The organism is Calothrix anomala FACHB-343, assembly GCF_014696435.1.
Classification (GTDB): domain Bacteria; phylum Cyanobacteriota; class Cyanobacteriia; order Cyanobacteriales; family Nostocaceae; genus Aulosira; species Aulosira anomala_A.
Genome location: NZ_JACJQG010000037.1, coordinates 1 through 12,968, shown reverse-complemented (window position 1 = coordinate 12,968; position 12,968 = coordinate 1). Strand labels below are relative to the sequence as shown.

The 12,968-nt window shown below is 42.5% G+C and carries 10 protein-coding genes and 1 rRNA gene; 8 read left to right on the top strand and 3 right to left on the bottom strand.

The features are described from left to right. The first annotated feature begins 118 nt into the window (after positions 1 to 118). Together H6G08_RS20690 and H6G08_RS20685 are read left to right on the top strand one after the other, a co-directional pair. Positions 119 to 271, top strand: coding sequence for a hypothetical protein (locus H6G08_RS20690; RefSeq protein ID WP_190546294.1), 153 nt, complete (start codon positions 119 to 121; stop codon positions 269 to 271). A gap of 244 nt (positions 272 to 515) precedes the next feature. Further along, positions 516 to 1,682: a cysteine desulfurase family protein gene (locus H6G08_RS20685; protein ID WP_190546292.1), complete on the top strand. Its 1,167-nt coding sequence runs from the start codon at positions 516 to 518 to the stop codon at positions 1,680 to 1,682. 87 nt (positions 1,683 to 1,769) lie between these two features. Here H6G08_RS20685 and H6G08_RS20680 read toward each other — a convergent pair whose 3' ends face one another. The 3 genes from H6G08_RS20680 to lepA all read right to left on the bottom strand — a co-directional run bounded on the left by H6G08_RS20680 (position 1,770) and on the right by lepA (position 6,589). Next, complete coding sequence (locus H6G08_RS20680; protein ID WP_190546291.1) at positions 1,770 to 2,837, bottom strand: cyanophycinase; 1,068 nt, start codon at positions 2,835 to 2,837, stop codon at positions 1,770 to 1,772. Between the two features lie 150 nt (positions 2,838 to 2,987). Beyond that, positions 2,988 to 4,178, bottom strand: coding sequence for a glycosyltransferase family 4 protein (locus tag H6G08_RS20675; RefSeq protein ID WP_190546290.1), 1,191 nt, complete (start codon positions 4,176 to 4,178; stop codon positions 2,988 to 2,990). Positions 4,179 to 4,777: 599 nt separating this feature from the next. Next, positions 4,778 to 6,589 (bottom strand): translation elongation factor 4, encoded by a 1,812-nt coding sequence (gene lepA / locus H6G08_RS20670; RefSeq protein ID WP_190546289.1) that lies wholly within the window; start codon positions 6,587 to 6,589, stop codon positions 4,778 to 4,780. Between the two features lie 532 nt (positions 6,590 to 7,121). Here lepA and H6G08_RS20665 point away from each other — a divergent pair. The 6 genes from H6G08_RS20665 to H6G08_RS20640 form a co-directional block, all read left to right on the top strand. Further along, a complete protein-coding gene (locus tag H6G08_RS20665; RefSeq protein ID WP_190546288.1) occupies positions 7,122 to 7,358 on the top strand; it encodes a hypothetical protein in 237 nt (78 codons plus the stop codon). A 172-nt stretch (positions 7,359 to 7,530) separates the two neighbouring features. Continuing rightward, positions 7,531 to 9,291, top strand: coding sequence for an ATP-binding protein (locus tag H6G08_RS20660; RefSeq protein ID WP_190546287.1), 1,761 nt, complete (start codon positions 7,531 to 7,533; stop codon positions 9,289 to 9,291). A gap of 430 nt (positions 9,292 to 9,721) precedes the next feature. After that, positions 9,722 to 9,952 (top strand): NifU family protein, encoded by a 231-nt coding sequence (locus H6G08_RS20655; RefSeq protein ID WP_190546286.1) that lies wholly within the window; start codon positions 9,722 to 9,724, stop codon positions 9,950 to 9,952. A gap of 247 nt (positions 9,953 to 10,199) precedes the next feature. Then, entirely contained in the window at positions 10,200 to 12,434 is a 2,235-nt protein-coding gene (locus H6G08_RS20650) for a glycoside hydrolase family 57 protein (RefSeq protein WP_190546387.1), read from the top strand. Between the two features lie 50 nt (positions 12,435 to 12,484). Next, positions 12,485 to 12,685, top strand: a complete 201-nt coding sequence (locus H6G08_RS20645; RefSeq protein WP_190555623.1) for a hypothetical protein — start codon at positions 12,485 to 12,487, stop codon at positions 12,683 to 12,685. A gap of 177 nt (positions 12,686 to 12,862) precedes the next feature. Beyond that, a 16S ribosomal RNA gene (locus H6G08_RS20640) occupies positions 12,863 to 12,968 on the top strand; the annotation flags it as partial.

Here is a 12,968-nt window from a genome sequence, read left to right as displayed (position 1 = left end):
TTGCGCTCATCTGATATTTTCTCAATCTAGTATTCCCAGATGTCTCAAATTTATCTGTAAGTTAGAGTCAAAATTTACACGAGTACAGCTTTCAGCAATCTGAGAGAATGTAGCCAAAATGGTGCTATTATCTCCATTACTAGATTTAGCTGGATGTTATCGTGAGCCATTTTTATTAGCTACGGAAAAGTCGAGAGAAATTGCAATTGAGGATAAAGACGAAATTGTTAGAGGACGAATTGACGTTTTAGTTATTCAAGAACAACTGTAGTTGTGAGTAATTGAAGCTAAAAGAGCTAGTTTTTCCCTTTTAGAAGCTATACTGCAAGCGATCGCTGATATGCTGGCTAATCATCAGCCAGATAAACCTGTGTTTGGCTGTGTAACCAGTGGCGAAGATTTGTAGTTTATCAAGCTAATTCAGCAAGATAAGTTTGAGTATGCTTTATCCGATAAATTTACGTTATCCAATTCTCAGGATATTCAAAAAATTGAGTTAATTTTTGAGTTGATATATGTCTAATCGCCCCATCTACCTAGACTGTCATGCTACCACCCCTGTTGACGAACGAGTATTAGCAGCAATGATTCCTTACTTCACAGAAAAGTTTGGTAATCCAGCAAGTATCAGCCATGTTTACGGTTGGGAAGCAGAAGCAGCTGTGAAACAAACGCGAGAAATTTTAGCAACAGCGATTAACGCCTCACCAGAAGAAATTGTGATTACTAGTGGGGCGACAGAAGCTAATAATTTAGCGATAAAAGGTGTAGCTGAAGCCTATTTCCAAAAAGGACAGCATATTATTACAGTGGCGACAGAACATAAAGCTGTTCTCGATCCCTGTGCATATTTAAAAACATTGGGTTTTGAAATTACAGTACTTCCCGTACAAAAAGACGGATTAATTGATTTAATTGAGTTAGAAAAAGCGATTCGCCCAGAGACAATTTTAGTATCGGTAATGGCTGCAAATAACGAAATCGGCGTATTGCAGCCGTTATCAGCCATTGGTGAAATTTGCCGCGATCGCAATATTCTTTTCCACACCGACGCCGCCCAAGCTATTGGTAAAATCCCCTTGGATGTGCAAGCGCAAAAAATTGACTTAATGTCGCTAACAGCACATAAAGTATACGGGCCAAAAGGGATTGGTGCGTTATATGTCCGCAGGCGCAACCCCAGAGTCCAACTCGCCCCTCAACAACATGGTGGCGGACATGAACGAGGAATGCGATCGGGTACATTATATACACCGCAAATCGTCGGTTTCGGTAAAGCTGTAGAAATCGCTTTAGCAGAACAAGCAACAGAAAATCAACGCCTGACACAACTGCGGTTAAAACTATGGGAACAGCTTTCGCAAATCGAAGGCGTTCATCTCAACGGACATCTTACCCAACGCCTACCAGGAAACCTAAGTATCAGCGTAGACGGCGTAGACGGCGCAGCACTTGGCTTAGGATTACAATCAATCATGGCAGTTTCCTCCGGTTCCGCTTGTAATTCAGCCGTAACAGCACCTTCCCACGTTCTCACCGCCTTAGGACATCCCCCACAGCTAGCCTACGCTTCAGTCCGCTTTGGCATTGGTCGCTTCAATACCCCAGAGGAGATTGATATCGCAGCCAAACATGCGATCGCCACTATTAGGAGTTTACGCAAGCAGACGACTTTGGTGTGAGGAGAAGGGGACAAGGGGGACAAGGGGGACAAGGGGGACAAGGAGGACAATATCCCATGCCCAATGCCCCATGCCCCATGCCCAAATTTAATACGGATCTGAACTAAACCTTCCCCGTTTGACACTCCGCAAATAATAACCCCTACTGGGTATGTTTTTTAAATCAAAGGTGTCGCCACGGGGAACACGCCAAATTTTGTAGTCGTGGAATGTTAGAGGTGTGCGGGGTTTGCAAACTTCTGGCGGGCGATCGCCTAAAATAAAATACGCTGCACCCCTACCCATCACTTTTGCCAAACCATATTTATCAATCACAACCGATGTTTCTTCACTAATGGCGATACCTAAAGCCCGTTGAGTTTTGCCATCCTGAATTTGACGGGCGATAAAAGCCATAATTCTGCCCATTCTTTTGCGCCTGTCAAAGTGAGTATCGACAATGGTTCCCGAAAGATGCCGCCATTTAAAAAAGTTGTAAGTAAAGGTAATATCCTGATAAGGATCTTCTAGGGCATCTCTGGTTTCAATCCCTTCTTCCGAAGAAGCACAAGCATCATAAACAAATTCACTTTGAATCATCGCCCCCGCACTAGTACCGCCAATTCCCCCACCTTTGGCGTAAACAGAATTGACAGCCGCTTCTAGTTTAGTGCCTTTCCAGTTACGAATGTATTGGCATTGGTCGCCGCCAGCAATAAAAATTACATCTGCTTTGCGGATTTTATCAACAATCTCCGCTTTGTTGGCATCGTTGCGATTGCTGACAATCAGCGTCTCTGCTGACCTTACGCCTTTCATCTCATAAATCAGTCGAGTGTAATCGTGATTACCATATGTGCGGAGAACTACAACATTCACCTTAGTAGCGCAGTTAGTACCGCCCCTCACCTGGTGAATCATCCATTGAATCGCTTCCTCAACATCAGGGCCACCCCCACCCAAGTTAAGCACAGGCCCGGCTAGGTGAGTTAAGACAGGTAAAGCAGCAGGTAAGCTAGGTAAGGGAGCTACAGGAGAATCAAAATCCTCGCTAATGTCCTGAAAATAGCGTCTCAAGTTTGCTGTAATATGGGTGATGAAGGTGGTTCCCATCTTCAGCAACATGGTTCCTACGGTCTTTAACCACTTTGCTATATTTGGAAAAGCCTTAGTCATGCTAACCTTCTGGTGCAAACTGCAATTATTTGCTAACTCTCTCACCAGAAGGGGTGAAATTCCCAGCGTACAAGGCTTGTACTGTTTTTTAACCCAAAAAATGCAGGGTAATCTTTTATTCTCTGCTCTGTTTTCCCTTGCTTGTGCAATTTAAAACCAGTCTATTTGCGATCGCTCTTTCACAACTCGCTCATACACAGCTTCAGTTTGCAGGGCTAATTTTGGCCAGCTAAAGCGTCTCTCTAAATCCTCATAAGCATTATCAATCAGCCATTGGCGATAACCAGGATTTTTCAACACCTCCAAAATACCCCAAGCAATCGAGTCAGGACTGTTTACCCAGGTAACAATCCCGGTTTTTGTATGTTGTACTACTTCCGGAAAACCACCAGTATCAGATACAACTACAGGAACCCGCGAGGCAAAACTTTCTAATGCAACTATACCAAATGGTTCATAAAGACTGGGGAAAACTGCACAGTCAGCTACAGTCTGAAATTTATCTAAGTATTCATCAGAAAGAAAACCAGTAAAATAGCATTTATGCCAAATTCCCAAATCCCAAGCTTGACGCTTGAGATGGTCGGTATTACCGCCACCAACAATCACAAATTTAACATTACCATTCATTTCCCCCAGTACCTTGGGTGCCGCATTGAGTAATAAAGGCACACCCTTCTCGTAAGTCATGCGTCCAACATAGTAGACAATTTTTTCATTGTCTTCAGCAAATTGGCGGCGAAAATTATCAGCATGAAAACCTTCATGATGCTGTTTCTTTTCTGGACGAATTCCGTTAAAAATTACATCAATTTTATCCCAAGGGCTATGTAATACTCTTTCTACTTCCCGGCGCATATATTCGCTACAAACAATAATTCGCCAAGCGTTGAAAGCTAACAAATTCTCTTTACCACTGATATAGCGTTGGGTGTCTGTATGAATACCGTTATAGCGTCCGTATTCAGTCGCGTGAATTGTCGCAATTAGGGGGATTTTAAAGTTACTCTTAAGTGCGATCGCAGCATCACCAACTAACCAATCATGAGCATGAATTAAATCAAACGGGCCTTCTTCTAGAATTAGCTTGCCACCATGATGTCCCATGCTCTCATTTAAGTTGACTATCCAATGAAAAAAATCTCGACTAGCAGCTACCGGGACTCGATGTACATGTATTCCTTCTACCAATTCATACATCGAAGCTTGACCGTGTTCCACCGTAATTAAATGAATTTCATGTCCCAGCTTCACCAATTCGGGATATAACTCTGCCACATGACGCGCAATCCCGCCAACTATCCTTGGCGGAAATTCCCAACTTAATACCAATATCTTCATTTACTAGACCCCCCAATGCTTGAGAAATAACAAATAGCTAAAAACTTATATTTATAAGGTATAAGTGTGACGATTACAGTGAGTATATCTACTAAAAATTTAAATTTCTTAATATTTTTTTAGTTATTACTTCTGAAATATAAATATTAGCAAAGCAAAATTTTTCGAGTAAACTTCATCTACATTTAGCGACTTGCTATCATACAGCAAGTTCATACAAATCCTTTAAGATATTCATCTTCATAAATTGAGTCAGTGAATCCTGACGATTGTGCCAAAAGTTAACATTTTTAAGTAAAACAATTTAGTTAAATATTTTCAGCCCTCAAATAAAGCAAAAACCCCATTACACTTTTCAGGAATGGGGATGAAGAACATGCAGGGACAAGAAAACCAAGGAGAAATTTTAGATTTTAGACTTCATCGTAAGCGCTCAGTCGAACAATTTGCGATAGCAAGTCCGCAAGCGTCTTTTGGATTCCAATCGAAAATTTAAAATCCGTCTTGAAAAGTTCAGAGCGCCGGAAGCCGGCGCTCCGACTTTTCGCAAAATCTAAAATCGTTTCAATGCCCCATGCCCCATGCCCTATGCCCAACTATCAACTTTGATCTAATCGCAAAACAGCCATAAAAGCTTCCTGAGGAACATCCACCGTACCTACAGATTTCATCCGCTTTTTACCTTTTGCTTGCTTTTGCAAAAGTTTCTTCTTCCGGCTGATGTCACCACCGTAGCATTTGGCTAGTACGTCTTTGCGCAAAGCTGGGATATGTTCGCTGGCGATAACTTTACTACCAATACTCGCTTGAATGGGTACTTTAAATTGATGGCGGGGAATAAGTTCTTTCAACTTTTCTGCCATCGAGCGACCAACATTGTAAGCTTTATCGCGGTGGACAATCATCGCCAAAGAATCCACCGGATCGCCATTGATCATAATATCCAGCTTCACCAAAGGATTTTCGCGATAACCAATCAGGTGATACTCCATACTCGCATAACCGCGCGATCGCGATTTCATTTGGTCAAAAAAGTCTGTCACCACTTCCGCCAAAGGTAGCTCGTATGTTAAAGTCGTCCGTCCTTGGGTGAGATATTTCATATCCTTGAAAATACCCCGGCGGTTTTGCGACAACTCCATCAAAGTGCCTACGTAGGTCTCAGGTGTAATCATTTCTACCTTAACGTAAGGCTCTTCAATTTTCTCACGCTCGTTGGGAGAGGGTAAATGGCTAGGATTATCTATATACAGTTCCTCACCCTTCACAGTAGTTACCTTATAAACCACAGAAGGGGCTGTAATAATTAAATCTAAGTTATATTCCCTTTCCAACCGTTCTTGGACAATTTCCATGTGCAACAAACCCAAGAACCCGCACCGGAAACCAAAGCCCATCGCGCTGGAAGTTTCTGGTTCGTAATGTAGCGCCGCATCATTTAGCCTCAGCTTTTCTAAAGCTTCCCGCAAGTCTTCAAATTGGTCAGCATCGATGGGGAACATCCCACAAAAGACCATCGGGTTAGCTTCTGTGTACCCTGGTAAAGCTTCTGGAGCCTTAGCGTTAGCTAGGGTAATTGTATCCCCTACCCGCGCATCAGCTACAGCTTTAATGGCGGCGGCTAAATAACCTACTTCCCCAGCGTGAAGTTCATCAACTTGCTTCTGAGTGGGAGAGAGAACCCCCAATTCATCAATTTCATATTCTTTTTCAGAAGCCATTAAATAAATGCGATCGCCTTTTTTCAGGCTACCATCCATCACCCGGAAGTAAACAATTACACCCCGGTAGCTGTCATAGTAGCTATCAAAAATTAACGCCCGCAAGCGCTGATCTACAGTATTCGGTGCTGGTGGTACGCGCTCAACAATCGCCTCTAAAATTTCATTAATCCCAATACCTTCTTTAGCTGAGGCTAAAATCGCACCACTGCAATCTAAGCCGATAATCTCTTCAATTTCGCTAATGACTCTGTCTGGTTCTGCACCTGGTAAATCGATTTTATTTAAAACCGGGATAATTTCCAGATTATGTTCCAGAGCCAAATACACATTAGCCAAAGTTTGCGCTTCTACGCCTTGAGAAGCATCCACCACCAACAGCGCCCCCTCACAAGCAGCCAGAGAGCGGGACACCTCATAAGAAAAATCTACGTGTCCAGGCGTATCAATTAAATTCAACACATACTGCTGACCATCTTTAGCAGTGTAGTTCATTCGGGCAGCTTGCAGCTTAATGGTAATGCCGCGCTCCCGTTCCAGATCCATATTGTCGAGAAACTGCTCCTTCATCTGCCGATCTTCAACAGTACCAGTAGCTTGGAGTAAGCGATCGGCAAGGGTGGATTTCCCGTGGTCGATGTGAGCAATAATACAAAAATTGCGAATGCGAACTGCGGGAACGTCAGTCATATATCATCTTTGCTGAAAAAGCAACCAAGGTTAACAGAGCAAATTACTTAATGTATTTTAATGCTTTATTAGTCAATGGTCAGTTGTCAGTTGTCAGTTGTTAGAGACGCGATGAATCGCGTCTGTACAATTGTCATTCGTCCTCCTTGTCCTCCTTGTCCCCCTTCTCCTCCTTCCCTACCCCCTACCCCTAATCATTCCCTTTGAAGAATAGATAAAACTCTATGGTTACTTGCTGGTATTGATCGACCAGAAGCGTACAATAAATATGTATAAGTACATAGTGTAGGAGCGCAAGTAAGTCAACCCGTAATTGCTCGTAACGATTAATTGACTGACAAAGCTTCTAGAGCTATTGTCTGGTAAATTTCATTAACAATTCTCACTTGTATGCAGCATCTGTTAATTTGGTAAAATTTCGGGGAACTATGTAACTATAAATTTTTGCATTTGTTCAGTAAACTAATCCGAAATTCATAATAGTACTGCTTGACAAAGTTTTTCAAAAGAAAATTCCTGAGTATATAAACCTATGAATATGAAAGAAAAAGCTACCGATGCGGAACACAGACAAGCCGATAAGGTAGAAATTGCTGTCCGCCTAGACTCCGAATTAGTTGAGCAAATTCAGCATTTAACCAATGACCCCAGCAAAGTAATTGAAGTAGCAATTCGCCAATGGCTACGGGGTGAGGTTCCCAGAGACGACGAACTGACACGTACTCCCGTACGTTCACCTATTCCACCTCGCGGAGAATGGAACGATTAAATTTATAAATAAAATGTAAATTCAAAATCAAAAAAATGTAAAATCTGCCACTTTGGCGCAGAAAAAAACTAAAACTTCAACTCAAGACTTCAAAGCTGTAATAATTTATGCCAAACTTTAAGCAGCTTTAGTAATAATGTCGTCGGCTGCTATTTGTCTATCCAACTCCATAATGACTATTACTGCTAATTCTCAATTGCCGAACTTATTCTCCCAGAATCGTAATTCTATCAATCATCCGACAGACTATTTATTACCAACTCTAGGCGCAGAGCTGGTATACACTCAAGATGAGTCAGGCCGTTACCTGGCTTTTTATTGGCAGCACAGTGAAGTTCTAGGGTTAAATCCCGAGCAGATAGTAGATGAGTGTAACGAGCGGGCTAGCTTTGAGCCAGTGGAGAAAGTAGCCTATTTGGAGCGATTACACCGGATTTTGACAAACCTAGTGCCAGAAAAACTACAGTGCTGGTTTAGTTACGGCCAAGAGTTATTTGAGTTGGAGTTAGTCATCACGCCAATTATGCCCCAGTTGGGGAAAGCAGCCACCACTGTTTTGGTTATGGGACGCTTACTACAAGCAAAAGTCAACAGAACCACAATAGATGTCATCACCAAAACACCTACTCAAATAGAGTTAACTGTACGTTCCCAGAGACACCAGAAACTGGTGACTAGAGTTACCAAAAATATTCGCCGTAATTTAGATCTGGATGTAATTTGGCAACAAACAGTTGATAGTTTGGGTAAAGTCCTGCGGCTAGAGCGTTGTATAATTTGTTCCCACCAGCCGCGCAGTTCTAAAATTCAGGTGAAAGCAGAGTATTATCAGAACCAGAGCAAATTTATGCTCAACCAAGATATAGATATCGCTGATGAACCTGCTTTCGCCCATGCTTTGACTACTTTACAACCAGTAGTCATGGAATCGCCTGAATATACCCTGTGTCCAAAACAGAAAGTTTTAGTAGTAGCTACATCTTATCAAGACCAAGCCAATGGATTAGTAGCTTTAACAGTCCCAGAAGAATGCTATCCATTGACAGAAGCCGAAATTGAACTAGCCAAAGAAGTAGCCGATCAGTTGGGAACTGCGATCGCTCATGCTACCTTATACAAAGAATTAGAATCAGCCCGTCAAAAAGCCGAAGACGCATCCCGTCTTAAAAGCGAATTTCTTGCTAACGTCTCCCATGAAATTCGTACCCCCCTCAACGGGATGATTGGTTTTCTCAAGCTGATTTTAGAAGGAATGGCAGACGATCCAGAAGAACAAAATCAATTTCTTCAAGAAGCTCACCATTTATCAATTCATTTACTAAATATTATCAATGATATTTTGGACATTGCCAAAATCGAAGCTGGCAAAATGGAGCTAGATTGTAGTCCAGTCCAATTAGCTGAGTTATTTAGTGATGTAGACAACTTTATGCGTCCCCAAGCTCAAATGAGAAACTTGAGCTTCCAGATGCAATTACCTACTACCTCAGATGAGATTATTGTTCAAGGTAATTACCAACGCCTCCTACAAGTCATGCTCAACTTAGTAGGTAATGCCATTAAATTTACCCAAGAAGGTGGAATTACCATCAGCGCCGATATTGTCCTCAAAAAAATCAAATTTCAAGGGCAACCATTTCCTGGTATGGTCAGAGTGCGCGTAGCAGATACGGGTATTGGTGTATCTTTAGACAAGCAAGACAAATTATTTCAATTATTTTCCCAAGTTGATGGTTCTCGCACCCGCCAGTATGGAGGTACAGGTTTGGGATTAGCAATTTCACAGAAGTTAGTCGAGGCTATGGGTGGTGAAGTACACTTTTACAGCCTGGGTGAAGGACTTGGCTCGACAGTGACATTTACAGTTCCCCTGTATCAACAGCCAGTAATTGTTTCTACAAGTGACAACGATTTTCCCAGCAATCTGTGTTAGTCCAGGTTGAAAAATGACAAAATCACCATTTATGACGAATAATTGGCTAATACTGCCAAAAACTGCACAAAAATTTATTCTGTAACTTTTATATCCATATAAATACTGCTGCTCTGTGGAAATCAAGACTCACAGGTAATCAATCAAAATAATTATATTTTCAGCTTTAGCTCTATTCTTAACCTAATCTTCCCACAAAAATACAACACTATATCGATAGCTGTGTGGTGAATGGCTTATTCTTGGGATATTTACAAAAGTCATCACAAGCAGATAACTGACTACCAATAACTAACAACTAGCTGCAATTAGATCTAGGATCGTTTTAAAAGCAAAAAAAGAAAATGTTGGGAACTGGCTTTTTAGTTGTGCTTTAGCTCCACTATAGACTAATTTCCCATGCCTTCAGTTCATTGACAGGACACAAACTATGGAACTAACAATTGAAAACGTGGAAACAGTACTAGATGAAATGCGCCCTTATTTGATATCTGATGGCGGCAACGTAGAAGTAGTAGAACTAGATGGGCCTATAGTCAAATTGCGCTTGCAAGGAGCCTGTGGTTCTTGTCCTAGTTCTACCATGACCTTAAGAATGGGTATTGAGCGCCGTTTAAAGGAAATGATTCCCGAAATTGCCGAAGTCGAGCAAGTAATCTAGGGACTAGAGATTAGGGGCTAAGGACTAGGGGCTAGGGGCTAGGAGAATTTTAGATTTTAGATTTGCGATTTTGGATTCCAATCTAAAATCCAAAATCCAAAATTGTTTTCAATGCCCCATACCCCATATCCTATGCCCCATAGAGCTACTTGCTAGCCTGCGGGAAGCCACTTCGAGTTTACAAGTCGGCAAACCTGGCTCAGGAAGTGGCTTCCCCATGCCCCATGCCCCATGCCCCATTATTCCTATGACTCAACCTCTCTACGTCGCTTTTATTTGGCATCAACATCAGCCGCTGTACAAATCCCCTGGCAGCGGCGTTTCGTTATCTTCCAGCCAACAGTACCGCCTACCTTGGGTTAGGCTGCATGGCACCAAGGATTATCTAGATTTGGTGTTACTTTTGGAAAAGTATCCTAAATTACACCAAACAGTAAATTTGGTTCCCTCATTAATATTGCAATTAGAAGATTACATAGCAGGTACAGCCTTAGATCCTTATCTCACAGCCAGTTTGACACCAGTTGAACAATTAACTCAAGAACAACGGGAATTTATTGTCCAACATTTTTTTGATGCCAATCACCACACCCTGATCGATCCTCATCCGCGCTATAGCCAGTTGTATCATCAAAGGCAAGATAAAGGTCAAGCTTGGTGTTTAGAGAATTGGCAACTGCAAGATTACAGCGATTTGCTAGCTTGGCACAATCTTGCCTGGATAGATCCGCTATTTTGGGACGATCCAGAAATTGCCAGTTGGTTAAAACAAGGTCGCGATTTTACTTTAAGCGATCGCCAGCGTATTTATTCCAAACAACGAGAAATCCTCAGCCGCATCATTCCCCAGCACCGGAAAATGCAAGCCGCAGGGCAACTAGAAGTAACAACTACCCCCTACACTCACCCCATCTTACCCTTACTAGCCGATACTAATTCCGGTCGCGTAGCTGTACCCCAGATGAATTTGCCACAGCGACGGTTTCAATGGGCAGAAGATATTCCTCGACATTTACAAAAAGCTTGGGATTTATATACAGACCGCTTTGGTCAAGAACCTCGCGGTTTATGGCCTTCCGAACAATCAGTTAGCCCAGCAGTATTACCACATATTATAAAACAAGGTTTTAAGTGGATTTGCTCAGATGAAGCTGTCTTAGGATGGACGCTAAAACACTTTTTCCATCGCGATGGAGCCGGGAATGTTGAAGAACCAGAACTTTTATACCGTCCCTATCGCCTAGCAACGCCCTCTGGTGATTTAGCAATTGTTTTCCGCGATCACCGATTATCAGATTTAATTGGCTTCACCTACGGAGCAATGCCAGCAAAACAAGCAGCTGCAGACTTAGTTGGACACCTGCAAGCGATCGCCAAAATGCAGCGAGACAAACAAAGCGAACAGCCTTGGTTAGTTACAATTGCCTTAGATGGCGAAAATTGCTGGGAATTTTATCCCCAAGACGGTAAACCCTTCTTAGAAGCCTTATATCAAAGTTTAGAATTAGAACCCAATATCAAACTAGTCACTGTCTCCGAATTTCTCGCACAATTTCCCGCCACAGCCACTATCCCCGGAGAACAGCTACATAGTGGTTCTTGGGTAGATGGTAGCTTTACCACTTGGATTGGCGATCCTGCCAAAAATCGTGCTTGGGACTACCTCACCCAAGCCAGAGAAACTCTAGCCAGTCACCCAGAAGCCACAGAAGAAAATAACCCCGAAGCCTGGGAAGCACTATATGCAGCCGAAGGTTCTGATTGGTTTTGGTGGTTTGGTGAAGGACATTCCTCAAATCAGGATGCAATTTTTGACCAATTATTTCGAGAGCATCTCTACGGCATTTACAAAGCCTTAAATGAACCCATACCCCCATATCTCAGACAACCCCTAGAAGTACATGCCGCCAGGACAGATCATACCCCCCAAGGGTTTATTCATCCCATCATCGATGGTAAAGGTGATGAACAGGACTGGGACAAAGCCGGACGCTTAGAAATAGGCGGAGCCAGGGGAACCATGCATATCAGTAGCCCCATTCAGCGACTGTGGTATGGAGTAGATCATCTCAACTTTTATTTGCGAATGGACTTAAAAAGCGGCATTACTCCAGGTCGAGATTTGCCAGCAGAGTTGAACTTGCTATGGTTCTATCCCGATAAAACCATGCTGAATAGTCCAATACCCTTAGCAGAAGTCCCAGATATCGCTCCAGTTAATTATCTATTTCACCACCATTTGGAGATTAATTTACTGACACAATCACTTCAGTTTCGCGAAGCTGGAGAGAATTTCCAATGGCATCCCCGGTTTAGCCGCGCTCAAGTCGCTTTCAATACCTGCTTAGAAGTAGCAGTCCCTTGGGCAGATTTACAAGTCCCACCCGATTACCCCCTGCGCCTGATTTTTGTCTTCTCAGATGAAGGGCGATTTACTAGTTATCTGCCAGAAAATGCCTTAATTCCGATTGCTGTTCCTTAATTTTGACTCAAGCAAACAAGCTACTTATCAATTCATCTCACCCTGGGGAAGTGTTACTAGTATCTTTCTACAGGGTATTTTTATCTGCCACTACAGCTACTTATCCGCTTGCGTCAGGTTTACTGGTAAATCATGGGGATGAAAGGCGACAGAATGTAGGATTGATAGGCGATCGCGTACCCTTGGAAAAAATTCCTCAAAAAATTTTTGTCCAACCCCTTGACGAGCTAGAAAAACAATTGTTATCTTGAATAAGTGCTGAGGCGAGAGACCGCCGCAGCGACCGAACCGAGACAAAAAAATACTTTGAAAGCTAAAGAAAAACCAATCCTCGTCAATCAGGTTTTTTGAGTAAACTCAAAACTTAACCAAAAATTATAGCAGGATTTCCGAAGTCGAAAGAAAAATTCGGAAAGACAAACTTCTACAAAATGGAGAGTTTGATCCTGGCTCAGGATGAACGCTGGCGGTATGCTTAACACATGCAAGTCGAACGGACTCTTCGGAGTTAGTGGCGGACGGGTGAGTAACGCG